The sequence below is a fragment of the Ruegeria sp. HKCCA4812 genome, assembly GCF_013034245.1.
In the GTDB taxonomy this organism is placed as follows: domain Bacteria; phylum Pseudomonadota; class Alphaproteobacteria; order Rhodobacterales; family Rhodobacteraceae; genus Ruegeria.
This window is the reverse complement of record NZ_WQFQ01000005.1, coordinates 125,391-151,201: the sequence shown is the minus strand read 5'-3', so window position 1 is coordinate 151,201 and position 25,811 is coordinate 125,391. Positions and strand designations below refer to the sequence as shown.

The following is a 25,811-nucleotide window of genomic DNA, read 5'->3' as shown; positions in this document are numbered from 1 at the left end:
TCGATGGGTTCGGAATCCATTGATTCGAAGCCATCTTCTGGTCTAAGCGCGCAGACATGGATCATTTTCTCTACCGCGACGGCGCGCTTTTCGCCGAGGATGTCCCTGTCTCCGAAATCGCTGCTGCGGTCGGAACGCCGTTCTATGTCTATTCCACCGCAACCTTGCTGCGGCATTTTCAACTGTTCGACGATGCGCTTGACGGCACGGACCACCTTGTCTGCTATGCGATGAAAGCGGCCAGCAATCAGGCGATCCTGAAAACTCTGGCACAGGCGGGCGCGGGGATGGACGTGGTCTCGGGCGGGGAATACCTGCGCGCCAAGGCAGCGGGCGTTCCCGGCGACAAGATCGTGTTCTCTGGCGTGGGCAAAACGGCGGATGAGATTCGTACCGCGCTGACCGGTGGCATCCGTCAGTTCAACGTCGAATCCGAGCCCGAGATGGAAGTGATCAACGCCGTTGCACTGGAATTGGGTGTGGTTGCTCCGATCACGGTCCGGGTGAATCCGGATGTTGATGCCAAGACCCACGCCAAGATCGCGACCGGCAAGTCCGAGAACAAATTTGGAATTCCGATATCCCGCGCCTCGGACGTCTATGCGCATGCGGCCAGCCTGCCGGGACTGGAGGTGATCGGCATCGACGTCCATATCGGCTCGCAGCTGACGGAACTCGAGCCATTCGAGCTGGCCTATGCGAAAGTGGCCGAACTGACCGAGCAGTTGCGGGCTGAAGGCCACAACATCCGCCGTCTTGACCTGGGCGGTGGATTGGGCATCCCCTATACCCGCTCGAATGACGCGCCGCCGCTGCCGGTGGAATATGGCGCGTTGATCAAGAAAACACTGGGCCATCTGGGCTGTGAGATCGAGATCGAGCCGGGCCGCCTGATCGCAGGCAATGCGGGGCTGATGGTCAGCAAAGTGATCTATGTGAAGTCGGGCGAAGGCCGTGATTTCCTGATTGTCGACGGCGCCATGAATGATCTGATCCGCCCGGCGATGTATGAGGCGCATCATGATATCGTCGCGGTGCAGGAACCGGCGGCAGGCGTGGAACAGCAAGCCTATGACATCGTGGGCCCGGTTTGCGAATCCGGTGACACTTTTGCCAAACAACGCAACATGCCGCCGCTGAAATCGGGTGACCTGATCGCCTTCCGCAGCGCGGGTGCCTACGGCGCGGTGATGGCCAGCGAGTACAATACCCGCCCGCTGATCCCCGAGGTTCTGGTCAATGGTGATCAATTTGCAGTCATTCGTGAACGACCAAGCTTTGACGAAATCATAAACCGCGATACCATACCTTCATGGCTTTGACGCGATGACCGCGCGGGCCTAACCCCGGAGGCCCGTCTTGTCCGACCGTTCAAACCTGCCCGTTCCGCGCCTGTCCGTTTGGCTGACCCATGTCGGCATGGTGGCTGAACAGGTGTTGCGCGCGTTCTGGTCGGCATTCTCGATTGCACTTGTTCTGCTTGCGGCATTGATGCTGGGGCTTCAAGATGTTGTTTCCGTGGAAATCGTCTGGGCAGTTGGCGCGCTGTCCCTGGGGTTGTTGTTGACGGCCGCGGTGCTTGGCCTGAGGGGTCTCAAGTTGCCCTCGCGCGCCGACGTTTTGGTGCGGCTGGATGAGACCTTGCCGGGACGCCCAATTCAGGCCTTGATGGATGATCAGGCTATTGGTGCGGCCGATCGGGATTCCGTGGCGCTGTGGCAAGCCCACAAAGACCGGATGGCGCAACGGGTCGCAACGGCCGAGGCCGTGAAACCAGATCTTCGGCTGGCATCGCGAGATCCTTATGCACTGCGCTACGCGGCGTTGCTGGCTTTTGTCGTAGCGCTGGTTTTCGGCTCATTGTGGCGCGTGGGGTCTGTGGCGGACATGGCCCCGGGCACTGCCGTCGCCGGGCAAGGGCCGACTTGGGAAGGATGGGTCGAACCCCCGCGCTATACGGGCCTTCCAACGCTGTATCTTGCGGACCAAACGGATGCAGAGCTTGCCGTTCCCAAAGGCAGTCGCGTTACCTTGCGGCTTTATGGTGAGGTTGGCGCACATAGCCTGACGGAAAACAGCTCGGCCCTGGGGGCCGAGGCGGCGACCGACCCCGAGCAGGAGTTCGTGGCAGAACGTTCTGGCCAGTTGCGCATCGACGGGCCAGCGGGGCGGGAATGGGCCGTTGAGATCATTGACGACACGGCACCACAGATAGCCGTGGCTGGATCGGCTGAGGCCGAAGCGGGCGGGCAGATGAAGCTGCCATTCGTCGCAGGAGATGACTATGGTGTGGTTTCAGGCTCTGCCCGGATCGAGCTGGATCTGGCTGCCGTTGACCGCCGCTATGGTCTGGCAGCAGAGCCCGAGCCACGCGAAGCGATCGCAGTTGAACTGCCTATGCCGATCACCGGCGATCGGGCGGATTTTGCAGAAGAACTGATCGAGGACTTCTCGCAACACCCATGGGCGCATTTGCCGGTCCGGATCACCTTGATGGCTACGGACGCGGCGGATCAGCAATCGTCTTCCGAACCTTATGTGACCGACCTTCCGGCCCGTCGGTTCTTTGATCCGCTGGCCGCTGCGGTGATTGAACAACGGCGCGATCTGCTGTGGTCGCGGTCCAATGCGCCTCGGATCGCGCAACTGCTGCGGGCTGTATCGCATCTGCCAGAGGACTTGTTTCGTTCGGAAACTGCCTATTTGCGTCTGAGGGTCGTGCTGCGGCGGCTTGAGACCTTTGATCAATACGGGTTGAAACCCGAACAGCAGGCAGAGATCGCCCAGGCGCTCTGGGATCTTGCCGTGTTGATCGAGGACGGCACGCTTGCGGATGCGCTGGAACGGATGCGGCGTGCGCAGGAACGCTTGACCGAAGCAATGAAGAACGGGGCCAGCGACGAGGAAATCGCGGAACTGATGCAGGAATTGCGCGAAGCGACGCAGGATTACCTCCAACAGCTGCAACGGTTGGCTCAGCCAAACGGCGAAGATGGCGAGCGTCAGCAGGGCCAGAACGGCGAGTCCCTGCAAATGACGCAGGATGATCTGCAACGCATGATGGACCGCATTCAGGAGCTCATGGAACAGGGCCGAATGGCCGAAGCCCAGCAGGCGCTGGAAGAGTTCCAGCAGATGATGGAAAACATGCGTGTGACTCAGGGTCAGAGCGGAGGGCAGCAGTCCGAAGGTCAGCAGGCCATGGAAGGTCTTGCGGAAACTCTGCGCGAGCAACAAGGGCTGAGCGATCAGGCCTTCCGTGATTTGCAGGAACAGTTCAACCCAGGCGCTCAATCCGGTGAAAGCCAGGGCAATGAGGGACGCAATGGCGGGCAAGGCCGGGGGCAAAGCCACGAAGGTCAGGGCGGTCAAGGGGAAGGCTCGGATCAGGCTGGCGAAGGCCAGCAGGGTCAAGGCACACTTGCGGATCGGCAGCAAGCGCTGAGAGATGAGCTGAGCCGCCAGCAACAGGGGTTGCCCGGTGCCGGTACGCCCGAAGGCGACGCCGCGCGCGAGGCGCTGGATCGGGCCGGGCGCGCCATGGACGAGGCGGAACAGGCCCTGCGTGGGGATGATCTGGCCGAAGCCATCGACCGGCAATCCGAGGCGATGGAAGCCCTGCGCGAAGGGATGCGTTCGTTGGGTGAGGCGATGGCGCAGAACCAGCAGAATCAGCCGGGTCAGGGTACGCAGGATGGCGATATGCAAGCCAACAACCGCGATCCGCTGGGCCGAAATCCGGGTGCCGCCGGTTCGATTTCAACAGATGAGAATTTGCTGCAAGGCGAAGACGTGTATCGGCGCGCGCGGGAACTGCTGGATGAAATCCGGCGCAGAACCGGGGAATCGGACCGCCCCCAGATCGAGTTGGAATACCTGAAACGTTTGTTGGAGCGGTTCTAGACCTCAGTTCTGGGCACCGGATCCAGCCTGTGCCTCAAGCCAGATACGCGCCTGATCCACAAGCGACACGTATGAGCTCAACAACGGGTCGGCCTGAGGGACCGCTTCGCTGATCTGTTGGGCATTTCCATAGATCAGATACAAAACCACGCCGATGATCAGCATCAACGCGAAGCCGCGTAGGAATCCGCCCGATTTGCGGGGTGGCTGCGGGACCTCTTCCGGCTCATCTGATCGCATGGTCGAATTGATGGCTTCGACATCCGGCAGTGCGTCTTTCTGCCCGGCATCGACAGCGGTTTCCGAAGCCGAAGGCCGCTTGGGGCGCACCTTGGGTTCTGGGGGTTCTGGCGGCGTATCCAGCCCCAGATCGGGCTGGCTTTCGAGGCTGCTGCCTTCCTGCGCCCGCAATTCCGCTTCGCGGGCAGCTTCCTCTCTCAGAATGCTGGCGACGGACGGATCGACATTCCCGGTGGGCGCGGCGGGTTCATCAACTTCTGGCTTGTCTTCGGATACCGCTTCTTCAACAGGTTCCGGTTCAACGTCCTGCGGAGCGTCGACCACGTCGGGCGATGCGTCATCCTGTTCAGGGGTTTTCGCTTTTTCGTCCGGTGCCTCTGCGGCTTCGGCAGGGTGCTTCGCTTGGAACCAGGTCTGATCGCAGTTGGAACACTGTACGTCGCGGCCTTCCTCGGGGATGACCTCGTCAGGAACCTCGTACTGCGCACTGCAATTCGGACATGTAAGACGCATGCTGCCTCCTCGGCCGGACGAAGGGCCGATAATAGTTTTTTCAGGAATGATATTCGGTTAAGACCCAACAGCAAAGAGCGTTTTCGGTTTCGCGGGTCAAGTGTCACCAATTGGACTCGGTAGAGCCATTGAAACCATCACCATGCTCGGGCAAGAAGAGCGGCAAAATAACGGGGGCACGTGTGATCGAGCTGGAAAATGTCAGCTACACCTATGGTGGCGGTGAATTGCTGAGTGATGTCTCGGTACAATTGCAGCCGGGTTCGTTTCACTTTCTGACCGGGCCTTCCGGGGCGGGCAAGACCACGTTGCTCAAGCTGTGCTATGGTGCCCTGCTGCCGAGCTCGGGGCGGTTGAGCGTGTTTGACCAGGATATTTCAACGCTTGATCGCGACCAGCTGGCCGTATTGCGTCGCCGCGTTGGTGTCGTGCATCAGGATTGTCAGTTCCTTGACCACATGACGCTTGCAGAAAACGTCGCGTTGCCGTTGATGGTGTCCGGGCGTTCGGAAACATCCGAGCAGGAAAACCTGACCGAGCTGCTCAGCTGGGTGGGTCTTGGCGCCAGGCTCGAAGCGCTCCCGCCTGAACTGTCCGGCGGCGAGCGGCAAAGGGCCGCTCTGGCGCGTGCCGTCATATTGTCGCCTGACGTGGTTTTGGCGGATGAGCCGACAGGCAATGTTGACTGGGAAATGTCGCAACGGCTGCTGCGTCTTCTGATCGAACTGAACCGGATGGGCAAAACCGTCCTGATCGCCACCCATGATCTGAGCCTTATCCGCGCGGCCAAAAGCCAGGTACAGGCCCGTGTCTTGCGTATTTCGCAGCGCAAGCTGCAACTGGCGGGGGCGGATCTGTGATCAGTCCTGACCTCAGAAATCTGTTGCGCGGTGACAAACGGGCAGACCGGGTTGTTCCCCCAACGGGATACACGGCGCACCTGACTCTGTTCGTCGCGGGTGCGATGGCGTTTCTTGCGGTATTCGCCCTGGCCCTGTCTCTGGCGTCGGGGCGCATTGCGGATCGCTGGGCCTCGGAACTGGCCGGAGCTGCAACCCTGCGTATCAACGCGCCAGCGGAACAGCGTGCAGCCCAGACCGAGGCGGCGCTTACCGTTCTGGGCCAGACGCCTGGCGTGGCCTCGGCCCGTGCCTTGACGCAGGAAGAGCAGGCGGCGTTGCTTGCCCCTTGGTTCGGGCCGGATCTGCCGCTGGATACGCTGCCCGTGCCGCAGCTTATCGAGATCATTGAAACCGAACCGGGCATCGACGTGGCTGGGTTGCGTTTGCGACTGGGAGCCGAGGTGCCGGGCGCCGTACTGGATGATCACACGCGGTGGCGGGAGCCTTTGGTTGATGCGGCGATGTCCCTGCGTCGTCTGGGGTGGATTTCGATCCTGCTGATCGGAGGTGCGACCGCTGCCATGATTACCCTTGCCGCCAACGCGTCGCTTGCCGCAAATGCCCAGATCATCGAAGTGCTGCGCCTGGTCGGTGCACGCGATGGGTTCATAGCGGGCGCATTCGTAAGGCGGTTTACATATCGCGCATTCTTTGGGGCATCGGTCGGTACATTGCTGGGCATGACCGGTGTTCTGATGCTGCCCGAAGCCTCGGAATCGGGTGGTTTTCTGGCTGGCGTCGGCTTTCAGGGCAAAGACTGGGCGTTGCCGGTTCTTATTCCGATCCTTGGTGCCATGGTCGCGTTTTTTGCCACCTGGGCTGCGGCCCGACGCAAATTGAAGGAGCTTTCCTGATGTTGATGGCTGTTCAATGGGTTCGGTCATTGATCTTCATGATCGTGATCTACGCCTGGATGCTGATCCTTGGCATTGTCTTTCTGCCCTATGCACTGTTTTCCAAGGCTGGCGCCCTGAGGGCGTGCAAGACCTACGCGCGCAGCACCATGTGGCTGGCTCGTTGGATGGTTGGCATTCGGTGTGAAGTGCGGGGTACGGTCCCAACGAATGAGGTGGTCATAGCCGCAAAACACCAGTCGTTTCTTGATATCATCATCATTTTTGATGCCATTCCGCACGGCAAGTTCATCATGAAGCGCGAGCTTTTGTTTACTCCCGTCATTGGAATGTATGCGCGGCGACTTGGCTGTATTCCGGTCAATCGCGGCAAGCGCGGTGCTGCCGTGACCAAGATGGTCAAAGATGTGTCGAAAGAGTTTTCGGAACCCGGGCAGCTTGTGATTTACCCGCAAGGGACACGTGTGGCGCCCGGTGCGAAGAAACCTTACAAGGTTGGAACAGCCGTTCTTTACGAAGGGCTCGGCTTTCCCTGCGTTCCGGTCGCGACGAATGCTGGCGTTTTCTGGCCCCGAACGGGTGTCATGCGCAAACCGGGCCTTGCGATCGTCGATTTCCTCGACCCAATCGAGCCGGGTGTTGGCCGGGACGAATTCCTTGCCCGGCTGGAAGATGTGATAGAAACACGTTCCAACGAGTTGATGCGGGAAGTGGGGTTTGATCCGGATGGAGCACATTCGTGACATTGAAACGCTTGAAGCTTTGTATGGTCGGCCCGGTGCTCCGTCCTTGCGAAAGGTCGTTCATCAACTGACGCCTCTCTATCGAAAGTGGATCCTTGCATCGCGCCTGTGTGTGCTCAGCACGGTTGGTCCTGAAGGTGTGGATGGCAGCCCTCGGGGCGATGATGGCCCGGTGGTTAAAGACCTGGATGCGAATACGCTGGCTCTGCCGGACTGGCGCGGCAACAACCGTCTGGACAGTTTGCGCAATATCGTGCGCGATCCACGTGTTTCGCTGATGTTCCTTGTTCCGGGGTCCAACAACGTCGTTCGGGTGAACGGGTTGGCGCGGGTAACGGCGGATGAGACCCTGCGGCATCAATTCGAGAAGGCCGGCAAACGCCCAGCGACCGTTATCGTCGTTGAAATCGCCGAGATATACAGCCAATGTGCCCGTGCTCTGATCCGGGCGCGTATCTGGTCAAGTGGTGACGAAAGCGGCAATCTTCCCACGATAGGCCAGCTTCTGTCCGAGGCATCAGACGGCGTGGAAGGCGGCGCGCAATATGACGAGGAATGGCTTGCACGCGCCGCAAAAACGATGTGGTAGATGTGGGTGTCGGCTGTGGTTCAAACCGCAGCGGCCCCGATCCTTGATACTTTTTCCACCCAGCGATCTACGCTGCCGGGCTTGGGATAGCTTGCACCGGAAAAATAGGTGAAACGCGTTGGTTTGAAGCCGACGAACCCAAGAATCTGGTCCCGTACCTGACGGATAAGCGCCTGCCGGTATATCAGGCGCATGAACCATCCCGGCGTGTCTGACGTCAGGATGACACGCGCGGTGCGCCCTGTCAGCATCGGGGCCGGAAACCCGATCTTGGTAGTGTTCCGTGTGTCAAAGGTTCGCCCCGGAATGAACATTCGGTCGATCAGTCCTTTGAGTTTGGCTGGAAGGCCGCCCCACCACATGGGGGTGGTCAGGACCAGATGGTCGCTCCACTCAAAGTCTTGCAGCACTTGTTCCAGAACCGGCTCAAGTGGTTTGAAGTCGTGATAATTGCCCTGACCGAAATCAAAATCGAATTGCAGATCGCTCAGATGAACCAATCGTACATCGTGCCCGTTTTTGCGGGCCGCGTCCTTGTATGTTTCGGCAAATGTGCGTGACAGGCTGCTTTCTGCGGGGTGTCCGTCAAGGATGAGAATCTTTTTCGTTTGCATCGGGTATCTCCTGAAAAAGTGACCGTGGTCAATTTATAGAATCAAAAAGTGACCACGGTCAATAAAAATTTGACCACGGTCAGAAATTATGCGATTGAGCCATATGCAAAAGACAATTCAGAAACGTACGATCAAGACCCGCGCCAAGCTTCTTGCGGCCGCTGAAGAGGTCATCCGCAATGGCGGATATGAAGCGTTACGGGTGGAAGAAGTCGTAAAGGCCGCAGGGGTCGCGAAGGGCACTTTTTTCGCGCATTTTCACGACAAGGATGCGCTGATGGAAATTTTGATCGCAGACAAGCTGAACGCCTGTCTTGATCAGGCCGAGGCCGGAACACCACCCAAAACTGTTGCAGAAATCATCGCGGCGCTGGAACCGGTTCACAGTTTCATGACATCCGAGCGATATGTATTCGATCTGTTGATCAGGTATTCCGGTGCGACGGCCGTCGCCGAAATAGGACCGGTGGCCTATTGTTTTGAGCGATATTTCCGCGTCGTGATGCTGTGGCTCGAAGATGCAGAGGTGCGCAAGGACGTGCCACCCGAGTTATTGGCCGAAGGTGTGCAGGCCTTTGCCATTCAGGCCATGTCACTAAGATTCTGCGCGTTGCATTCCGCGACGACATTCACCGACAGGTTGGAGACCTATCTGGATGCCTGGTTGACCCCGACAGGCTGATCGCTGTCGGGATCAAGGTTGTCAGCTGGGGATCGGGCCGTCGCCGCAAGCCAGTGCGGCCTCGCGTACAGCCTCGGAATAGGTCGGATGCGCGTGGCAGGGTTTGACGTGGTTCGGCGCAGCCGATGAAAGGTCCGGTGGACCTTTCACGCGTCAAACGGGCGGAGCCCGACCTGCCTAACTGTGGATCGGACCATCGCCGCAAGCCAGTGCGGCCTCGCGCACAGCCTCGGAATAGGTCGGGTGCGCGTGGCAGGTCAGGGCCAGATCCTCGGCGGATGCGCCGAATTCCATCGCCACGCAGACCTCATGGATCAGATCGCCTGCTGCGGGGCCGATGATATGGGCGCCCAGGATACGGTCGGTTTCCTTGTCGGCCAGGATCTTGACGAACCCGTCAGAGGCAAAGTTGGCTTTGGCGCGGCCGTTGCCCATGAACATGAACTTGCCGACCTTGTAGGCACGGCCTTGTTCTTTGAGCGTCGCCTCGGTTTCACCGACATTGGCGACCTCGGGCCACGTATAGATCACACCCGGAATGACACCATAGTTTACATGGCCATGCTTGCCCGCAACCTGTTCCGCGGCGGCCATGCCTTCATCTTCGGCCTTGTGCGCCAGCATCGGGCCTTCGATCACGTCACCGATGGCATAGATCCCCGGTACGTTGGTTTGCCAGTCCGCACCCACCTTGATCTGGCCGCGCGGGGTCATCTCGACGCCCAGAGCGTCCAGCCCCAGACCATCGGAATAAGGTTTGCGCCCGGTGGCCACCAGCACGGTATCGGCGTCGATCACATGCTCGCTGTCGTCCTTGAGCAGCTTGTATGTCACTTTGGCCTTGGTCTTGGTTGCTTCGGTTTTCTGCACCGCTGCACCCATGATGAAATTCAGCCCCTGTTTCTTGAGGATACGCTGGAATGTCTTCTGTACTTCCGGGTCCATGCCCGGAGTGATTTCCTTGAGGAATTCGATCACTGTCACCTCGGCACCCAAGCGGCTGTAGACCGAACCCAGTTCCAGCCCGATCACACCCGCGCCGATCACCACCATTTTCTTCGGGATCTTGCCCAGAGACAACGCGCCGGTTGAGGTCACAACGACTTTCTCATCCACTTCGACACCGGGCAGCGAGGACGGTTCGGAGCCTGACGCAATGATGATGTTCTTGGTTTCATGGATTTCATCGCCAACCTGAACCTTGCCGGCCGCAGGGATCGAGCCCCAGCCTTTCAGCCAGTCGATCTTGTTCTTCTTGAACAGAAACTCGATGCCCTTGGTGTTGCCCTCGATCACCTCATCTTTATAGGCCTGCATCTGTTTCCAATCGACCGAAGGCGATTTACCCTTCAGGCCCATTTTGGCAAAGTTGTGTTCGGCTTCATGAAGCTGATGGCTGGCATGCAGCAGAGCTTTTGACGGGATGCAGCCCACGTTCAGGCAAGTGCCACCCAGCGTTTCGCGCCCCTCGACTACAGCGGTTTTCAAGCCCAGTTGAGCGCAGCGGATCGCGCAGACATAGCCGCCGGGTCCGGCGCCGATTACGATGACGTCATAGTTTGCCATTACATTCTCCTAAACCGACCGGACGATCCGGCGCTTTCCCGACCCGATCTGGCAGGTCGGGAATATCTATTGTCAAACGGGTTCCAGCAGCTTGATCGAGATATGCGCAATGCCGCCTCGTTCATGGTGCATTGCCAATTCCTCGGATCCGAAAAATGCCTTCGCCTTGTCCAGGTTGATCACCTCGAACATCGCGATTGCATGGTCCTTCTGATCGGGATCGCGCCAGACATGCAGGTCGCGGATACCCGCGGCCTTGCGCATCGGCTTGTCCTCGCGGAACACTTTCAGCCAGGCGTCGAAATCGGCCACATCGGCCTGCCAGAGTACATGTGTCGCCATGGTTACAGATCCATCAGCAGGCGGCGCGGATCTTCAAGCGCCTCTTTCACGCGAACCAGGAAGGTTACCGCGCCCTTGCCGTCAACAATGCGGTGGTCGTAGGACAGGGCCAGATACATCATCGGGCGGATCTTGATCTCGCCATTGATGACCATCGGGCGTTCCTGGATCTTGTGCATGCCCAGAATGCCCGATTGCGGGGGGTTCAGGATCGGCGAGGACATCAGCGAGCCGTAAACACCACCGTTCGAGATTGTGAAGGTACCGCCCTGCATCTCGGCCATCGAAAGTTTGCCATCGCGGGCGCGCTTGCCCTTTTCGGCGATGGCTTTTTCGATGGCTGCAAAGGACATGCTGTCCGCGTCGCGAATGACCGGAACAACCAGACCCTGCGGCGTGCCAGCAGCCACACCCATGTGAACGAAGTTCTTGTAGACGATGTCGGTGCCATCGATCTCGGCATTGACCTCGGGCACTTCTTTCAGGGCATGGCAGCAGGCCTTGGTGAAGAAGGACATGAAGCCCAGGCGCACACCGTGCTTCTTCTCGAACTGGTCCTTGTACTGATTGCGCAGGGCCATGACCTCGGTCATGTCCACCTCGTTATAGGTGGTCAGGATCGCGGCGGTGTTCTGCGCATCCTTCAGGCGCTTGGCGATGGTCTGACGCAGACGGGTCATCCGTACACGCTCTTCGCGGGCTTCATCTTCGGCAGCAACCGGTGCGCGCGAAACCTGAGCAACGGGCGCCGGCGCAGCCGCCGCAGGTGCGGGGGCCGAAGCAGCCGCAACCGCCTTGGCTACATCTTCCTTCATGATGCGACCATCGCGACCGGTGCCGGTGACCTGATCGGCTGACAACCCGGCCTCGGCCATCGCCTTTTCGGCAGACGGCGCATTTGCAACATCCTTGCCGGTGCTTGCCGCAGCAGGAGCAGCCACAGCAGCAGCCGGTGCAGGGGCTGCGCCTGCGGTTGCGCCCGAGATGACTGCCAGCTTTGCGGTTGCATCAACAGTTGCACCTTCCGGCGCGACGATTTCCGCCAGAACACCCGCAGCCGGGGCGGGTACCTCGACCGAGACTTTGTCAGTTTCCAACTCACACAGCATCTCGTCTTGCGCGACGCTGTCGCCGACTTGCTTGAACCAGGTCGAAACAGTCGCCTCAGTCACGGATTCGCCAAGCGTGGGCACCATCACGTCAACCGACCCGCCCGATGCAGAGGGTGCGGCCTCGGGGGTTGCTGCGGCTGTTGCCGGGGCAGGCGCGGCCGCACCTTCACCGGCAGCAATCGTCGCCAGCAGAGCATCGACACCAACCGTGTCGCCTTCGGCGGCCACAATCTCACCCATCACGCCGGCTGAGGGAGAGGGCACTTCGACCGTCACCTTGTCAGTCTCCAGCTCACACAGCATCTCATCCACGGCGACTGCATCGCCGGGCTTTTTGAACCATGTTGCAACAGTGGCTTCGGTGACCGACTCGCCAAGCGTGGGAACACGAACTTCAATCGTCATCGCTTATTTTCCTTCGAGGCTCAGCGCTTCGTTAACCAGCGCTTCTTGTTGGGCTTTGTGTTGGCTGGCCAGGCCCGTCGCGGGCGAGGCCGAGGTTGCGCGACCGACATAAGCCGGACGGGTATGTTTCGCGCCGATCCGGGAAAGAACCCATTCGATATTGGGTTCAATAAAGGTCCACGCACCTTGGTTCTTGGGCTCTTCCTGACACCAGACCATTTCGGCATTCTTGAACCGTTCAAGCTCGTTGATCAGAGAATGTGCCGGGAAGGGATAGAACTGTTCGATCCGCATCAGATAAATGTCGTCGATGCCGCGAGCATCGCGTTCCTCCAGCAGGTCGAAATAGACTTTACCGGAACACATCACCACGCGTTTGATCTTGTCATCCGCCACCAGCTTGGTGTCGGAATTGCCCTTCTGGGCATCATCCCACAGCACCCTGTGGAAGCTGGATCCGGTGGTGAAATCCTCGGCGGAGCTGACTGCCAGCTTGTGGCGTAGAAGTGATTTCGGCGTCACCAGGATCAGCGGCTTGCGGAATGTCCGGTGCAGTTGGCGGCGCAGGATGTGGAAATAGTTCGCAGGCGTCGTGCAGTTCGCCACGATCCAGTTGTCCTGACCGCACATTTGCAGGAACCGCTCCAGCCTTGCCGACGAATGTTCGGGGCCTTGCCCTTCGAACCCATGCGGCAGCAGACAGACCAGGCCGGACATCCGCAGCCATTTCGATTCACCCGAACTGATGAATTGGTCGAACATGATCTGCGCGCCGTTGGCGAAGTCCCCGAACTGGGCTTCCCACAGGACCAACGCATTTGGTTCGGCCAGCGAGTATCCGTATTCGAAGCCGAGCACTGCATATTCGGACAGCATCGAGTCGATCACTTCGTAATGCGACTGACCTGCGCGAATGTTGTTCAGCGGGTAATACCGTTCTTCGGTTTCCTGATGAACGAATCCGGAATGGCGTTGGCTGAAGGTGCCGCGCGTGGCGTCCTGACCTGCAAGGCGTACCGGGTAGCCCTCGGTCAGCAGGGATCCGAAGGCCAGCGCCTCACCAGTGGCCCAGTCAAAGCCTTTACCGGTTTCAAACATCTGTTTCTTGTGCTCAAGCAGACGACCAACCGTCTTGTGCATGGCAAATCCGCTTGGTGTGCGGGTAAGGGCATCACCGATTTCGGCCATGGTTTCCGGCGAAATCGCCGTCTCGCCGCGCATGTATTCGTCTTTGTTCTTGTCAAGATGCGACCAGCGCCCATCCAGCCAATCGGCCTTGTTGGGTTTATAGTCCTTACCGGCCTCGAATTCGTCGTTCAGATGAGCCTGGAAGGCCGCCTTCATATCCTCGATCTCACCCTCGGGGATCAGGCCATCCTTGACCAGGCGTTCCGTATACAAGGACAGCGTGGTCTTATGCGTCTTGATCTTCTTGTACATGATCGGGTTGGTGAACATGGGCTCGTCGCCCTCGTTGTGACCAAACCGGCGGTAGCAGAAGATATCCAGAACCACGTCCTTGTGGAACTTCTGGCGGAACTCGGTCGCCACCTTGGCTGCATGAACAACTGCCTCGGGGTCATCCCCGTTTACGTGGAAGATCGGCGCCTCGACCATCAGCGCGATATCCGTCGGATAAGGGCTGGAGCGTGAAAAATGCGGCGCGGTGGTAAAGCCGATCTGGTTGTTCACTACGATGTGCATTGTCCCACCGGTGCGATGCCCGCGCAGACCGCTCAGGCCAAAGCCTTCGGCTACGACGCCCTGACCGGCAAAGGCTGCATCGCCGTGCAGCAGAATGGCCATGACCTTGGTGCGGTCCGTGTCGCCCAACTGATCCTGCTTGGCGCGGACCTTGCCCAGAACCACAGGGTTCACCGCCTCAAGATGCGACGGGTTCGCCGTCAGCGACAGGTGCACGCTGTTGCCGTCGAACTCGCGATCGCTTGAAGCACCGAGGTGGTATTTCACGTCGCCCGAACCATCCACGTCTTCGGGTTTGAAACTGCCGCCCTGGAATTCGTTGAAAATGGCGCGGTACGGTTTGCCCATCACATTGGCCAGAATGTTCAAACGGCCCCGGTGCGGCATCCCGATCACGATATCACTGAGGCCGAGCGCGCCGCCACGCTTGATGATCTGCTCCATCGCCGGAATAAGCGCCTCACCGCCATCGAGACCAAAGCGCTTGGTGCCCATGTACTTGACGTGCAGGAATTTCTCAAAGCCTTCGGCCTCGACCATCTTGTTCAGGATGGCTTTGCGGCCTTCCTTGGTGAACTGGATTTCCTTGCCATAACCCTCAATGCGCTCTTTCAACCATGCAGCCTCTTCCGGGTTCGAGATGTGCATGTATTGCAGCGCAAAAGTACCGCAATAGGTCCGTTTCACGATCTCGACGATCTGCCGCATCGAGGCGACCTGAAGTCCCAGAACGTTGTCGATAAAGATCGGGCGATCCATATCGACATCGGTGAAGCCGTAGGTTTTGGGATCCAGTTCCGGATGATTGCTGGCCGCGCGCATGCCAAGAGGGTCAAGGTTGGCGGCCAGATGGCCCCGGATCCGATAGGCCCGGATCAGCATCAGCGCCCGCAGACTGTCCAGCACCGCGCGCTTGATCTGGTCATCGCTGACTTCGACACCTTTGTCGGCGGCCTTTTCCTTGATCTTCTTGCCTGCGGCCTTGGCGTCAATCTCGGCCCACTCGCCGGTCAACGCACCGGTCAGATCATCCGCTGGCATGGGCGGCCAGTCCGTGCGCGCCCACGAAGGCCCTTCGGCCTCACGCTGCACATCAGGCGCGGCGTCACCCATGGCCTTGAAGAACTCGACCCAGGCAGCGTCTACCGCACCGGGGTTCTTGGTGTACTGCGCATAAAGCTGTTCCAGGTATTCGGCGTTATGCCCCTGCATGAAGCTTGAGGCATGAAAGGCAGTATTGGGCGAGTGTTCGGTCATTGGGCTACCTCATGTGGGTTGGGACCGTATTGATTGGTGCCTGGTTGACTGGGGCGGGTCAGCCACCACAGCACCAGGAGGGGCGACACCACCAGAACGATAAGTGTCGGGATGACGATCAGCAATGTTGCGCGGGTAAACAAAATGTCGAGCGTTCCGCCATGCTGAAAACTCGAGGCGATCCCGATACCAAAGATCAGGACGGCAAAGGCCCCAAGGATCAGCAGGATCGGCAGCAGGGCGTACAGCCCACTGCGCCCGGTATCGTGCATCCGCCGCCACGCAACGGCCAGATGCGGGAAGAAGACGATCAGGCCGACGATGCTCTGCACCGGAGCCGAGGACGTTGCGGTGACAGATTTCACCTCATCGCTTTCGGTGATCGCGACCTGAGTGAAGAACTGCCAGTCGATGATGCCGGCGATGATGTTCCAGATCACGATGAACAGGAAAAAGAACCAGTACTCGGGCCGCGAGGCACGACCCGAAAAGGTGAAAAACTTGGAGAAACAGGTGCGGATCGCGTCAGAGAAGGTCATGGTGTCACTCCTCCCTCGGGCGCTCCGAAGCGATTGCTTTGCGGATCTGATGCTACAAGAATCATGCCAAGAACGTTGGATGCAACCAGTGCGCTTGTGATAAATCCAATAAATCCAATAAGGAGCGCTGCGGCGATAAGCACGATGACGAACAACCCGAGAAAGAGGATGCCGAAACCGCTACTGGCTAGCAGGACTAACCCAAGCCAGTATGTCACCTGATAACCTAACCAGAGAATAATTAAAGGCATGAATGGATAGAATGCCTGACGACCCTCCTCACCAGTATCTTGCAACCGGCGGCTCATGGCCGATAGCAGAGGGACACAGGCTACCATAACGACAAACAGTTGCCAGGTGCCCCGAATCTCGGCTTTCTGCCATTTAAGCTGTGTTGCTGTTACGATCGGCAAGACAAGCGCGACCGGTGCAAACCACCAGAATTCTGAGCGTGTGGCTCTGCCGGAACAAACAAAGGTTTTCCGAAATCCGGTCGATATGGCCTGCATTGGTCCCATCAATACCCACCCGCCCGGCGACACCGCCGGGCAGCGCCCGACCGCCCCCATGGGCGGGCGCTTTGCACCCACCCGCGGTCGGGCGCTGCCCTCAGCACATATGCGCTATGGGCAATCACAGCTTACCCAATCGCTTCCAGCACAGCCTCACCCAGCTGGGCGGGGCTTTCGGCCACGACGATACCGGCCGAGCGCATGGCTTCGATCTTGTCTTCGGCGCCGCCTTTGCCACCGGCGACAATCGCGCCTGCGTGGCCCATACGGCGGCCTGGAGGGGCTGTGCGGCCTGCGATGAAACCGGCGGTCGGCTTTTTGCGGCCCTTCTTGGCCTCATCCGCCAGGAACTGCGCAGCTTCTTCCTCGGCCGAGCCACCGATCTCACCGATCATGATGATCGACTCGGTCTCGTCATCGGCCAGGAACCATTCCAGCACATCGATATGCTCGGTGCCTTTGATCGGGTCGCCGCCGATACCCACGCAGGTGGACTGGCCCAGACCCACATCGGTGGTCTGCTTGACGGCCTCATAGGTCAGGGTGCCCGAGCGGGACACAACGCCGACCGAGCCGCGCTTGTGGATATGGCCGGGCATGATGCCGATCTTGCAGGCGTCGGGTGTAATCACACCGGGGCAGTTCGGGCCGATCAGGCGGGATTTGCTGCCTTCCAGCGCGCGCTTCACCTTCATCATGTCCAGCACCGGGATGCCTTCGGTGATGCAGACGATCACTTCCATCTCGGCATCAATCGCTTCGAGGATCGAATCCGCAGCAAACGGCGGCGGCACATAGATCACGCTGGCATTGGCTTCGGTCACGTGCTTGGCCTCGTGGACCGAGTTGAACACGGGCAGGCCCAGATGCTCCATCCCGCCTTTGCCGGGGGTGACGCCGCCGACCATCTTGGTGCCATAGGCAATGGCCTGTTCGCTGTGGAATGTACCCTGCGAGCCGGTAAAGCCCTGACAGATCACTTTGGTGTTTTCGTCGATGAGGACTGCCATTTTGTCCCTTTCTCTAGGCGGTGTTGGATTGATTGGGTTCAGTCGCCGGCAGAACCTGCGGCGCATAGGTAATTTTCTCGAGCGTGGCACGTCCCAGGGCCAGGTTGGCCGTCGTGCGCAGGCCGCTGCTGATTTCAGCGATGCCACGCCTTACTTTTTGCCGGATCAGGGGCCAGCCTGTTGGCCGCGCGCGCGGCGCACCCATATTGTATTCGCCGGGCGCTTCGTTGCCCTGTTCGACCATGGCCGGGATCACCTGATAGATGTTGATCTGACGCGCCGCGGGCGAGGCGGAAGGGTTGAACAACAAACCATCCAGCGTAATGTCAAAGGGTTTCTGGGCCAGGAAGTGCCGGGCCGCTTCGCGTGTCAGCGCATAAGCTGCACCACCGGGATGGCGCGAGCGCATCAGGCGCAGTTCCCGCCCCAAATGGGACAACCGCTTGCGTCCAAGTGCCACGTAAAGCTTCGTGCTGCGCCAGCGTTCGAACCGGACGATATCGGCATCTGCGGGCCACCATGAGGCATCATTCAGCCAGTCTGCCAGTTCCGGTGTCAGAAACACATCATCCTCAAGGATCAACGCCTGTTCCGCGCCCGAGGCGATCAGCGCCTCCCATGCTTTGGCATGGCTGAGGGTGCAGGCCATGTCCTTGGTATGGAAATAGCCCCACGGCCCCTCGGCCCGACAGTCGCGCAGGAAATCCTCACGGGTGGCGGCGTCGCAATCAACAGCATTGACGCGCGTCGCCGACAGGCCTGCCTTTTGCAGCTCCTGCTCCATCAAACGCGCCCGCCCTGTGGCGCGTTCCAAGCCTATGAGGAAGATTGGGATGGTCATCAGATCGATTGCTTCTTTCGGCCTTGCGCGGCAATGCTTTTCAGCTTGGTTTTAGCCGCGATGGGGCGGGCCCGAGGCCAGCCCCATTTGAACAAGATTACCCCTTGACCGCTTTCACGATCTTTTCGGCACCGTCTTTCAGGTTGTCCGCCGCGATCACGTCCAGGCCAGAGGTGTTGATGATCTCTTTGCCGTTTTCGACATTCGTGCCTTCCAGACGCACGACCAGCGGAACCTTCAGGCCGACCTCTTTCACCGCGGCGACAACGCCCTCGGCGATGACGTCACAGCGCATGATGCCGCCGAAGATGTTGACCAGAATGCCTTTGACCTGCGGGTCTGAGGTGATGATCTTGAACGCCTCAGTCACTTTCTCTTTGGTCGCACCGCCACCCACGTCGAGGAAGTTGGCAGGCTCGGCCCCATACAGCTTGATGATGTCCATCGTCGCCATCGCCAGACCGGCGCCATTGACCATGCAGCCGATCTCACCATCCAGCGCGATGTAATTCAGGTCGTATTTGCTGGCTTCCAGCTCCTTGGGGTCTTCCTCGGTCGTGTCGCGCAGCTCGGCGATGTCGGGGTGGCGGTAGACCGCGTTGCCGTCAAAGCCGACCTTGGCGTCCAGCACCTTGAGATCGCCGCTGTCGGAAACGATCAGCGGGTTGATCTCCAGCATCTCCATGTCCTTCTCGACGAAGGCTTGATAGAGCTGACCCATCAGTTTGACGCATTGCTTGACTTGCGGGCCTTCCAGACCCAGCGAGAAGGCGATGCGGCGACCGTGATACGGCATGTAACCGGTGGCCGGATCGACCGAGAAGGACAGGATTTTCTCGGGCGTTGCGGCGGCCACCTCTTCGATGTCCATGCCGCCCTCGGTCGAACAGACGAAAGAAATGCGGCTGGTTTGACGATCTACCAGCAGGGCCAGGTACAGTTCGCGCTCGATGCCCGAGCCTGCTTCGATATAGATGCGGTTGACCTGCTTGCCTGCCGGACCGGTCTGATGCGTGACCAGAGTACGGCCCAGCATCTTTTTGGCTTCTTCGGCGGCTTCTTCAACCGATTTGGTCAGACGAACACCGCCTTTTTCACCGGCGTCGGCCTCTTTGAACGAACCCTTGCCGCGACCACCTGCGTGGATCTGTGCTTTGACAACCCAAAGCGGGCCGTCCAGCTCACCTGCTGCGGTTTTGGCTTCTTCGGCGCGCAACACGGCGCGACCATCGGACACCGGTGCGCCATAGCTGCGAAGGAGGGCTTTGGCCTGATATTCGTGAATGTTCATCGAAACTGTCCCGTCTGACTGCGTTTAATCGTTATAGGGGTGTCTAGCGGGCAAGTTTAAAGGGTTTTTTGATGCTCGATGGGTTTTTAGCGAAGATTTTCAACATTTGTGATCACGGGATTTTAGGGTGTGATCACAAAATTTCTGATGTGGCAAAACGATTCGAAAAAACTGCGCAGCGTCAGAAAATCACATTCGAAAAAAGGGATTTGCGGCGTTTGCGCCAACATTTGCGACCGGGACATGCGCGGACCAAAAGAAAACCGGCCCTGAAACGGGCCGGTCTGTTATTCGAAGTTCAGGGTTGTTTTATGCCAGCGAGCTGTCGATGCCCTTGCACGCGTCGATCAAACCCTTCACGGCGTTCACCGAGTTGTCGAACCCTGCCTGCTCGTCTTCGTTCAGCTTGATGTCAACGATACGCTCGACGCCGCCAGCGCCGATCACGGTCGGAACGCCGACATAGAGCCCGTCTACGCCCAGTTCGCCGTTGCAGTAGGCCGCGCAGGGCAGAACGCGCTTCTGGTCTTTCAGATAGGCTTCGGCCATTTCGATCGCCGACGTTGCAGGCGCGTAATAGGCCGAACCGGTTTTCAGCAGGCCAACGATTTCGGCGCCGCCGTCACGGGTACGCTGCACGATGGCGTCCAGTTTCTCTTGCGTGGTCCAGCCCATCTCGACCAGATCAGGCAGCGGAATACCGGCAACGGTCGAGTAACGGACCGACGGCACCATGGTGTCGCCGTGGCCGCCCAGAACGAAGGCGGTGACGTCGCGCATCGAGACGTTGAACTCTTCCGACAGGAAGTGTGCAAAGCGCGCCGAGTCAAGCACCCCTGCCATGCCGCAGACCTTGTTGTGCGGCAGGCCCGAGAATTCGCGCAAGGCCCAGACCATCGCGTCCAGCGGGTTGGTGATGCAGATAACGAACGCTTCGGGTGCGTGGGCTGCGATGCCTTCACCAACCGACTTCATGACTTTCAGGTTGATGCCCAGCAGATCATCGCGGCTCATGCCCGGTTTGCGGGCCACGCCTGCGGTCACGATGCAAACATCCGCGCCAGCGATATCGGCATAGTCGCTGGTGCCTTTCATCGAGGCGTCGAACCCTTCCGAAGGGCCGGATTCAGCGATGTCGAGCGCCTTGCCTTGAGGCAGCCCGTCTGCGATGTCAAACAGGACAACGTCACCCAGTTCTTTGACAGCTGCGAGATGTGCGAGCGTGCCGCCGATGTTCCCCGCGCCGATCAGCGCAATCTTGGGTCTGGCCATTTGGAATTTCTCCATATCCGGTCGGTATTGAAATCGCGGTTGTGCTAGTCGTTAAAACGTCAATAGGCAAGAGTTCTGCGACGTGGCATACAACCGCATACTGTTTGCAGGCCCCGCTTTGATTGCGCTAAACGGCCTTTGAGACAAGCCAAAACCGGGACTGTCACATGTTCGAATTGAACTTGATGTTTTTTGCCGTGGCGATCCCTGCCGTGATCTTTGCCGGTATTTCAAAGGGCGGTTTCGGTTCCGGCGTGGCCTTTGCCTCGTCGTCGATTCTGGCCTTGATCCTGACGCCCGGGCAGGCTTTGGCCCTGATGCTGCCGATCTTGATGGTGATCGACGTGGCCACTTTGGGTCCCTATTGGAGGCGGTGGAGCTGGCCGGATTCCCGTCTGCTGATCCTTGGCGCCGTGCCCGGTGTGGCGATGGGTGCGTGGCTTTATCGTGCAACAGATGATGATCTGTTGCGTCTGCTGATTGGTGGCATCTCGGTCGGGTTCGTAATCTGGCACATCGCGCAGTCGAAAGGGTGGGTGCGCGGGTTTGCCAGGCGACTGCCGCCGTCTTCCGGTTTGTTTGCCGGGCTGGTCGCGGGTTTCACAAGTTTCGTCAGCCATGCCGGTGGCCCCCCGGCAGCGGTCTATCTATTGTCGCAACGCCTGACGAAAACGGAATTTCAAGCCAGTACGGTACTGGTTTTCTGGGTGATCAATATCGCGAAATTCATACCTTATGCGTATCTGGGTATGTTCACATGGCAGACGTTATGGGCGGATTTTCTGCTGGCACCCTTTGCGATTCTGGGGGCATGGCTGGGCGTCCGGGCACATTTCATGTTGTCCGAACGCCTGTTCTTCGGGCTTGCCTATGTGCTGCTGACGCTCACCGGCAGCAAGCTGATCTGGGACGCGCTTACCTGATCAGGCATTGGGTGGCAGCGCCTCGGCCACCTCTTCAAAAGCCTGACCCGAAGCCACAAGGCAGGTGATCCCGTTGGGCAACGTCACCGTGATCGTCCAGCTGCCGGTTTCGTCCGAGGCAAAAAGCTCCATGACGGCGCCTTTCCGGGCCAGCCCCAAACCCCTGCGCGTTTCACCATAGGCCTCGTGCAACCGTTCCAGCACAGCTTCTCTGGGCGCACAGTTTTGACCCTGAGCGTGCACATGTTGCGCGGCCAGGACCATGATCCCAAGCCCCATCGTCATCTTGAACACCGTCTTTTGCATCCCGTACCCTTTTTGATTCCAACTGCCGATCAGGGTGGGTGGCAAGGGACGAAATCCGGTTAAGGGAACGCACGTTGCGTCGGGTTTGCTGCGGTGCGGCGATTTTGTGCTTGAACTTTCCTGCAAAAAATGTCCCATTCCGCGCAACTTTATTTCAATGGGAGTGGTCCATGGATCCTCGTCTGCGCCCCTATCGTTCGGTTCTCTACATTCCTGGCTCGAAGGACCGGGCCCTGGACAAGGCCCGTTCTTTGCCTGTGGATGCGATCATCTTCGACCTGGAAGATGCAGTTGCAGCGGACGAAAAAGAAAACGCTCGCGAAACGCTGAAAGGGGCCTTGGCTGCTGGGGGTTATGGTGCGCGGGTCAAGATCGTCCGGATCAATGGGCTGGACACCGAATGGGGGCGTGCCGATGCCGAGGCGGTGCGCGACATGGATGCCGATGCTGTCCTGTTGCCCAAGGTGAATTCGGCGGCTGACGTGGATGCTCTGGCGGCGATCACCGGAGAATTGCCGATCTGGGCCATGATGGAAACGCCGCGCGGAATGCTGAACGCTGCCGAGATCGCCGCGCATCCGCTGATGGCCGGGTTCGTGATGGGCACAAACGATCTGGCCAAAGAGCTGCAAACCCGCTTTCGTCCCGATCGCCTGCCGATGATGACTTCGCTGGGTCTGTGCCTGCTGGCCGCCAAGGCCGAAGGGCTGATCATCATCGATGGAGTGTACAACGCATTCAAGGATGCCGAGGGTCTGGCCGCCGAGTGTGCGCAGGGCCGCGACATGGGCTTTGATGGCAAAACACTGATCCATCCGGCCCAGGTCGATGTGGCCAACACGGCCTTCGCACCATCGGATGACGAGATCGATCTGGCCCGACGCCAAATTTCGGCATTCGAAGAGACCGAAGCGCAAGGGCAGGGTGTTGCCGTCGTGGATGGCAAGATCGTTGAAAACCTGCACGTTGCAACGGCCCGTGAAATTCTGGCAAAAGCAGAGGCGATTTCAGCTTTGCAAGCGGGGTAAGCCAGCATGGGCTTTGTTCTTCTTATTTTAGGCGTGGCGCTGTGGTGGGCCGCGCATCTGTTCAAACGCGTGGCACCTGAACGCCGCGCCGCGATGGGCGACGGGGGCAAGGGGGCAGTAGCCCTGGCGCTGGTCGCGTCGATCCTGTTGATGGTGTTCGGCTATCGCATGACCGACTTCATTTATGTCTGGGCACCGCCGACCTTTCTGATTCACGTCAATAATCTGTTGGTTCTGATCGCGATCTTCATGATGAGCCCCGCGGGCACCAAAGGCCGGGTGCTGAACAAGCTTCGCCATCCGATGCTGGGTGGATTCAAGCTGTGGGCCTTTGCGCATTTGCTGGTGAACGGAGATCTGGCCTCGATCATCCTGTTCGGCGGTCTTCTGGCATGGGCCGTGGTCGAAGTAGTTGTGATCAACAAGGCCGAACCCGACTGGACGCCCAGTGAGCCGGGTACCTATGGCAAGGATGCGATGTTCTTTGTGGCGTCGATCGTGCTGCTGGGGGTTATCGGATATATCCACGGCCTGGTCGGTCCGTCTCCGTTTGGCTCATGAGGACCTGACCCCATGGCGAAACTCTATCGTTTGTTGACCGAAGAAGACACGTCAGCCTTCTGCCACAAGGTGTCAGATGCGCTGGCGAAGGGATGGGAGCTGTACGGCGACCCGTCCTATGCCTTCGACTCAGCCAACAATGTAATGCGGTGTGCGCAGGCTGTGACCAAAGAGGTCGAAGCCGACTATTCCCCCGACATGAAACTGGGACAGCAGTAATGGTAAAAACAAATCCGGGTCGATTTTTCGAGGATTATTCCGTAGGGCAGGTGTTGCAACACGCCGTGCCGCGCACAGTGACCGAGGGCGAACGCGGTTTGTATCACGCGCTTTATCCCGCGCGTCACGCGCTGTATTCTTCGGACGAATTTGCCCGAGATTGCGGTTTGCCGGAAAGTCCTCTTGATGATCTGGCGGCGTTTCATCTGGTGTTCGGTAAAACGGTTCCGGATGTCTCGTTGAACGCGGTTGCCAATCTTGGCTATGGCGAAGGCCGCTGGCTGAAACCCGTCTACGCCGGTGACACCCTGCGATCTGTGTCCGAGGTGATTGGCGTCAAACAGAATTCCAACGGGAAAACAGGTGTCGTCTGGGTCCGCACCCGTGGATTGAACCAATTGGACGAAGTCGTCATCGAATATGTCCGTTGGGTGATGGTGCGCAAGGCAGACGTGAATGCGCCAGCGCCCGAAACGGTTGTTCCAGAATTGAAGAAGGCCTTGACGCCCCAGGATCTGATCGTGCCCGAAGGTCTGGATTTCTCGAATTACGATTTCGCTTTGGCCGGTGAAGCGCATCGTTGGGGCGATTATGAGATCGGTGAGAAAATCGACCACGTGGACGGCGTCACCGTGGAAGAGGCCGAACACATGCTGGCCACGCGATTGTGGCAGAACACCGCCAAGGTGCATTTCGACCTGACGTTCCGCCCGGAAGGCAGGTTGATCTATGGCGGGCACGTGATCTCGATGGCGCGGACGTTGTCGTTCAATGGGCTTGCGAACGCGCAGATGATTGTCGGCCTGAATGGCGGCGCGCATGCCAACCCGTGTTTCGCGGGCGACACGATCAAGGCCTGGTCCGAAGTTCTGGATAAGGCGGAAACCGGTGTTCCCGGCGTGGGTGCGATCCGCCTGCGTCTGGTGGCGACAAAGGGTGGTGATCCGTTCGAGTTGAAGAATGACGAGGGCCGGTATTTGCCGGATGTGCTTCTGGACCTCGACTATTGGGCGCTCATGCCGCAATAGGCGTGCTGACGGTATTGTGAGCCATTCGCATGCAAGCCGTGCTAGGCTTGCACCATGCATATTCTGCGCGCGATATTGATCAGCGTTTGTCTGGCGCCGGCGGCTCAGGCCTGCGATCTGGCGCTGGCCCTGGCGGTTGACGTTTCCGGCTCGGTCGACGCCAGCGAGTTTCGTATCCAGATGGACGGGCTGGCCGCTGGTCTGCGCGACCCGATCGTGTCCGAGGCATTGGTTCGTGGTCAGGCGCAGTTGATGCTGGTGCAATGGACCGGGTCGTCGCGCCAGCAGGTCACGATCCCCTGGACCCGAGTCGACAGTTTCGCGGCGCTGGATCGTTTTGCCGATCAGGTTGCCGAAGATCCACGCATCTGGCGGAACTTCTCGACCGCGATTGGCGAGGCGCTGCACACGACGCTGGACGCATTTGAGTCCGTTTCCGATTGCAAACGGCGACTGATCGATCTGTCGGGGGACGGCGTATCCAATGAAGGCGTCGAACCGACGCAAGTTCACGCGGCTTTGCGCAACCGCGGCATTGTCGTCAATGCGTTGGCCATCGAAGAAAGTGAACCGGACCTGACGGCCTATTTCTTTGAGAATGTCATCGTGGGTGAAGGCGCTTTTGTCGTTTCGGCCTCGGGCTTCGCGGACTACCCGGAGCGAATTCGCAAGAAACTGCTGCGCGAAGTGACGCAGCAAACGGCGGGCCTGAAATGACAGTCAGGAGATTCGTGATCACATGCCTTTGGTTTGAAATCGCTAACATTGATGAAGGGGAATGTTAAATGTGATCACGACAATATTTTGTGTGATCACATACCGGAATAATCCGTCAAATTGCGCTGAATTTAGTGG

The 25,811-nt window shown here is 59.0% G+C and carries 27 protein-coding genes; 13 read left to right on the top strand and 14 right to left on the bottom strand.

Translation table 11 applies throughout. The features are described from left to right. The first annotated feature begins 56 nt into the window (after nucleotides 1-56). Together lysA and GOW04_RS15265 are read left to right on the top strand one after the other, a co-directional pair. Nucleotides 57-1,322 (top strand): diaminopimelate decarboxylase, encoded by a 1,266-nt coding sequence (gene lysA / locus GOW04_RS15270; protein WP_171233124.1) that lies wholly within the window; start codon nucleotides 57-59, stop codon nucleotides 1,320-1,322. Nucleotides 1,323-1,359: 37 nt separating this feature from the next. Continuing rightward, nucleotides 1,360-3,903, top strand: a complete 2,544-nt coding sequence (locus GOW04_RS15265; RefSeq protein WP_371814408.1) for a TIGR02302 family protein — start codon at nucleotides 1,360-1,362, stop codon at nucleotides 3,901-3,903. Between the two features lie 3 nt (nucleotides 3,904-3,906). Here GOW04_RS15265 and GOW04_RS15260 read toward each other — a convergent pair whose 3' ends face one another. Then, the gene (locus GOW04_RS15260) at nucleotides 3,907-4,656 is read right to left on the bottom strand and encodes a zinc-ribbon domain-containing protein (RefSeq protein WP_171233123.1); all 750 of its coding nucleotides are present in this window, start codon (nucleotides 4,654-4,656) and stop codon (nucleotides 3,907-3,909) included. Between the two features lie 182 nt (nucleotides 4,657-4,838). Between GOW04_RS15260 and GOW04_RS15255 the strand changes: the two genes are divergently transcribed. From GOW04_RS15255 to GOW04_RS15240, 4 genes are read left to right on the top strand one after another with little or no spacing between them, the layout of a single operon-like run. After that, complete coding sequence (locus tag GOW04_RS15255) at nucleotides 4,839-5,516, top strand: cell division ATP-binding protein FtsE (RefSeq protein WP_152456816.1); 678 nt, start codon at nucleotides 4,839-4,841, stop codon at nucleotides 5,514-5,516. Next, a complete protein-coding gene (locus GOW04_RS15250) occupies nucleotides 5,513-6,412 on the top strand; it encodes an ABC transporter permease (RefSeq protein WP_152456817.1) in 900 nt (299 codons plus the stop codon). The genes GOW04_RS15255 and GOW04_RS15250 overlap by 4 nt, the downstream gene beginning before the upstream one ends. Further along, nucleotides 6,412-7,155, top strand: a complete 744-nt coding sequence (locus GOW04_RS15245; protein ID WP_171233122.1) for a 1-acyl-sn-glycerol-3-phosphate acyltransferase — start codon at nucleotides 6,412-6,414, stop codon at nucleotides 7,153-7,155. Before GOW04_RS15250 ends, GOW04_RS15245 begins: the two co-directional genes overlap by 1 nt. Next, entirely contained in the window at nucleotides 7,139-7,744 is a 606-nt protein-coding gene (locus tag GOW04_RS15240) for a pyridoxamine 5'-phosphate oxidase family protein (RefSeq protein WP_171233121.1), read from the top strand. The genes GOW04_RS15245 and GOW04_RS15240 overlap by 17 nt, the downstream gene beginning before the upstream one ends. A 20-nt stretch (nucleotides 7,745-7,764) precedes the next feature. Here GOW04_RS15240 and GOW04_RS15235 read toward each other — a convergent pair whose 3' ends face one another. Beyond that, the gene (locus tag GOW04_RS15235) at nucleotides 7,765-8,358 is read right to left on the bottom strand and encodes an NAD(P)H-dependent oxidoreductase (protein WP_171233120.1); all 594 of its coding nucleotides are present in this window, start codon (nucleotides 8,356-8,358) and stop codon (nucleotides 7,765-7,767) included. A 103-nt stretch (nucleotides 8,359-8,461) separates the two neighbouring features. Here GOW04_RS15235 and GOW04_RS15230 point away from each other — a divergent pair, with 103 nt between their 5' ends. After that, nucleotides 8,462-9,040 carry a TetR/AcrR family transcriptional regulator gene (locus GOW04_RS15230; protein ID WP_171233119.1) on the top strand — a complete coding sequence of 193 codons (579 nt, stop codon included), beginning with the start codon at nucleotides 8,462-8,464 and terminating at the stop codon, nucleotides 9,038-9,040. A 21-nt stretch (nucleotides 9,041-9,061) separates the two neighbouring features. Here GOW04_RS15230 and GOW04_RS22170 read toward each other — a convergent pair whose 3' ends face one another. The 11 genes from GOW04_RS22170 to mdh form a co-directional block, all read right to left on the bottom strand. Next, entirely contained in the window at nucleotides 9,062-9,190 is a 129-nt protein-coding gene (locus GOW04_RS22170; protein WP_256367778.1) for a hypothetical protein, read from the bottom strand. Nucleotides 9,191-9,217: 27 nt separating this feature from the next. Further along, nucleotides 9,218-10,606, bottom strand: coding sequence for a dihydrolipoyl dehydrogenase (gene lpdA / locus GOW04_RS15225; RefSeq protein ID WP_171206053.1), 1,389 nt, complete (start codon nucleotides 10,604-10,606; stop codon nucleotides 9,218-9,220). A 72-nt stretch (nucleotides 10,607-10,678) separates the two neighbouring features. After that, a complete protein-coding gene (locus GOW04_RS15220) occupies nucleotides 10,679-10,948 on the bottom strand; it encodes a hypothetical protein (RefSeq protein ID WP_152456823.1) in 270 nt (89 codons plus the stop codon). A 2-nt stretch (nucleotides 10,949-10,950) separates the two neighbouring features. Further along, the gene (gene odhB, locus GOW04_RS15215; protein ID WP_171233118.1) at nucleotides 10,951-12,465 is read right to left on the bottom strand and encodes a 2-oxoglutarate dehydrogenase complex dihydrolipoyllysine-residue succinyltransferase; all 1,515 of its coding nucleotides are present in this window, start codon (nucleotides 12,463-12,465) and stop codon (nucleotides 10,951-10,953) included. 3 nt (nucleotides 12,466-12,468) lie between these two features. Next, nucleotides 12,469-15,426, bottom strand: a complete 2,958-nt coding sequence (locus GOW04_RS15210; protein WP_171233117.1) for a 2-oxoglutarate dehydrogenase E1 component — start codon at nucleotides 15,424-15,426, stop codon at nucleotides 12,469-12,471. After that, entirely contained in the window at nucleotides 15,423-15,965 is a 543-nt protein-coding gene (locus tag GOW04_RS15205; protein WP_152456826.1) for a DUF805 domain-containing protein, read from the bottom strand. Before GOW04_RS15205 ends, GOW04_RS15210 begins: the two co-directional genes overlap by 4 nt. Further along, nucleotides 15,962-16,474, bottom strand: a complete 513-nt coding sequence (locus GOW04_RS15200; RefSeq protein WP_171233116.1) for a DUF805 domain-containing protein — start codon at nucleotides 16,472-16,474, stop codon at nucleotides 15,962-15,964. The genes GOW04_RS15205 and GOW04_RS15200 overlap by 4 nt, the downstream gene beginning before the upstream one ends. A 131-nt stretch (nucleotides 16,475-16,605) precedes the next feature. Continuing rightward, the gene (gene sucD / locus GOW04_RS15195; protein WP_152456828.1) at nucleotides 16,606-17,487 is read right to left on the bottom strand and encodes a succinate--CoA ligase subunit alpha; all 882 of its coding nucleotides are present in this window, start codon (nucleotides 17,485-17,487) and stop codon (nucleotides 16,606-16,608) included. 13 nt (nucleotides 17,488-17,500) lie between these two features. Continuing rightward, entirely contained in the window at nucleotides 17,501-18,328 is an 828-nt protein-coding gene (locus tag GOW04_RS15190; RefSeq protein WP_171233115.1) for a glycosyltransferase family 25 protein, read from the bottom strand. Between the two features lie 97 nt (nucleotides 18,329-18,425). After that, a complete protein-coding gene (gene sucC, locus GOW04_RS15185) occupies nucleotides 18,426-19,619 on the bottom strand; it encodes an ADP-forming succinate--CoA ligase subunit beta (protein ID WP_171233114.1) in 1,194 nt (397 codons plus the stop codon). Nucleotides 19,620-19,928: 309 nt separating this feature from the next. After that, a complete protein-coding gene (gene mdh, locus GOW04_RS15180) occupies nucleotides 19,929-20,891 on the bottom strand; it encodes a malate dehydrogenase (RefSeq protein ID WP_171233113.1) in 963 nt (320 codons plus the stop codon). 167 nt (nucleotides 20,892-21,058) lie between these two features. Here mdh and GOW04_RS15175 point away from each other — a divergent pair, with 167 nt between their 5' ends. Next, nucleotides 21,059-21,814 carry a sulfite exporter TauE/SafE family protein gene (locus tag GOW04_RS15175; protein WP_171233112.1) on the top strand — a complete coding sequence of 252 codons (756 nt, stop codon included), beginning with the start codon at nucleotides 21,059-21,061 and terminating at the stop codon, nucleotides 21,812-21,814. On the opposite strand, the gene GOW04_RS15170 is transcribed toward GOW04_RS15175, so the two are convergent. After that, nucleotides 21,815-22,120: a hypothetical protein gene (locus tag GOW04_RS15170; protein WP_171233111.1), complete on the bottom strand. Its 306-nt coding sequence runs from the start codon at nucleotides 22,118-22,120 to the stop codon at nucleotides 21,815-21,817. Between the two features lie 170 nt (nucleotides 22,121-22,290). Here GOW04_RS15170 and GOW04_RS15165 point away from each other — a divergent pair, with 170 nt between their 5' ends. From GOW04_RS15165 to GOW04_RS15145, 5 genes are read left to right on the top strand one after another with little or no spacing between them, the layout of a single operon-like run. Continuing rightward, nucleotides 22,291-23,148, top strand: coding sequence for a CoA ester lyase (locus tag GOW04_RS15165; RefSeq protein WP_171233110.1), 858 nt, complete (start codon nucleotides 22,291-22,293; stop codon nucleotides 23,146-23,148). A gap of 6 nt (nucleotides 23,149-23,154) precedes the next feature. Further along, the gene (locus GOW04_RS15160) at nucleotides 23,155-23,709 is read left to right on the top strand and encodes an NnrU family protein (protein ID WP_152456834.1); all 555 of its coding nucleotides are present in this window, start codon (nucleotides 23,155-23,157) and stop codon (nucleotides 23,707-23,709) included. Between the two features lie 12 nt (nucleotides 23,710-23,721). Further along, nucleotides 23,722-23,928 (top strand): DUF1737 domain-containing protein, encoded by a 207-nt coding sequence (locus GOW04_RS15155; protein ID WP_152456835.1) that lies wholly within the window; start codon nucleotides 23,722-23,724, stop codon nucleotides 23,926-23,928. Further along, nucleotides 23,928-24,956 carry a MaoC family dehydratase gene (locus GOW04_RS15150; protein WP_171233109.1) on the top strand — a complete coding sequence of 343 codons (1,029 nt, stop codon included), beginning with the start codon at nucleotides 23,928-23,930 and terminating at the stop codon, nucleotides 24,954-24,956. The genes GOW04_RS15155 and GOW04_RS15150 overlap by 1 nt, the downstream gene beginning before the upstream one ends. 54 nt (nucleotides 24,957-25,010) lie before the next feature. Beyond that, entirely contained in the window at nucleotides 25,011-25,673 is a 663-nt protein-coding gene (locus tag GOW04_RS15145; protein WP_171233108.1) for a DUF1194 domain-containing protein, read from the top strand. The last annotated feature ends 138 nt before the right edge of the window (nucleotides 25,674-25,811 follow it).

Bases quoted from the DNA above. Each gene is read 5' to 3' on its own strand.
- lysA (WP_171233124.1), top strand. From the start codon at position 57: ATGGATCATTTTCTCTACCGCGACGGCGCGCTTTTCGCCGAGGATGTC.
- GOW04_RS15230 (WP_171233119.1), top strand. From the start codon at position 8,462: ATGCAAAAGACAATTCAGAAACGTACGATCAAGACCCGCGCCAAGCTT.
- GOW04_RS15190 (WP_171233115.1), bottom strand. From the start codon at position 18,328: ATGACCATCCCAATCTTCCTCATAGGCTTGGAACGCGCCACAGGGCGG.
- lpdA (WP_171206053.1), bottom strand. From the start codon at position 10,606: ATGGCAAACTATGACGTCATCGTAATCGGCGCCGGACCCGGCGGCTAT.
- GOW04_RS15220 (WP_152456823.1), bottom strand. From the start codon at position 10,948: ATGGCGACACATGTACTCTGGCAGGCCGATGTGGCCGATTTCGACGCC.
- GOW04_RS15260 (WP_171233123.1), bottom strand. From the start codon at position 4,656: ATGCGTCTTACATGTCCGAATTGCAGTGCGCAGTACGAGGTTCCTGAC.
- GOW04_RS15205 (WP_152456826.1), bottom strand. From the start codon at position 15,965: ATGACCTTCTCTGACGCGATCCGCACCTGTTTCTCCAAGTTTTTCACC.
- GOW04_RS15170 (WP_171233111.1), bottom strand. From the start codon at position 22,120: ATGCAAAAGACGGTGTTCAAGATGACGATGGGGCTTGGGATCATGGTC.
- GOW04_RS15160 (WP_152456834.1), top strand. From the start codon at position 23,155: ATGGGCTTTGTTCTTCTTATTTTAGGCGTGGCGCTGTGGTGGGCCGCG.
- GOW04_RS15245 (WP_171233122.1), top strand. From the start codon at position 6,412: ATGTTGATGGCTGTTCAATGGGTTCGGTCATTGATCTTCATGATCGTG.
- sucD (WP_152456828.1), bottom strand. From the start codon at position 17,487: ATGGCAGTCCTCATCGACGAAAACACCAAAGTGATCTGTCAGGGCTTT.
- GOW04_RS15200 (WP_171233116.1), bottom strand. From the start codon at position 16,474: ATGCAGGCCATATCGACCGGATTTCGGAAAACCTTTGTTTGTTCCGGC.
- GOW04_RS15150 (WP_171233109.1), top strand. From the start codon at position 23,928: ATGGTAAAAACAAATCCGGGTCGATTTTTCGAGGATTATTCCGTAGGG.
- GOW04_RS15155 (WP_152456835.1), top strand. From the start codon at position 23,722: ATGGCGAAACTCTATCGTTTGTTGACCGAAGAAGACACGTCAGCCTTC.
- GOW04_RS15235 (WP_171233120.1), bottom strand. From the start codon at position 8,358: ATGCAAACGAAAAAGATTCTCATCCTTGACGGACACCCCGCAGAAAGC.
- GOW04_RS15175 (WP_171233112.1), top strand. From the start codon at position 21,059: ATGTTCGAATTGAACTTGATGTTTTTTGCCGTGGCGATCCCTGCCGTG.
- GOW04_RS15210 (WP_171233117.1), bottom strand. From the start codon at position 15,426: ATGACCGAACACTCGCCCAATACTGCCTTTCATGCCTCAAGCTTCATG.
- GOW04_RS15145 (WP_171233108.1), top strand. From the start codon at position 25,011: ATGCATATTCTGCGCGCGATATTGATCAGCGTTTGTCTGGCGCCGGCG.
- sucC (WP_171233114.1), bottom strand. From the start codon at position 19,619: ATGAACATTCACGAATATCAGGCCAAAGCCCTCCTTCGCAGCTATGGC.
- odhB (WP_171233118.1), bottom strand. From the start codon at position 12,465: ATGACGATTGAAGTTCGTGTTCCCACGCTTGGCGAGTCGGTCACCGAA.
- GOW04_RS15240 (WP_171233121.1), top strand. From the start codon at position 7,139: ATGGAGCACATTCGTGACATTGAAACGCTTGAAGCTTTGTATGGTCGG.
- GOW04_RS15165 (WP_171233110.1), top strand. From the start codon at position 22,291: ATGGATCCTCGTCTGCGCCCCTATCGTTCGGTTCTCTACATTCCTGGC.
- mdh (WP_171233113.1), bottom strand. From the start codon at position 20,891: ATGGCCAGACCCAAGATTGCGCTGATCGGCGCGGGGAACATCGGCGGC.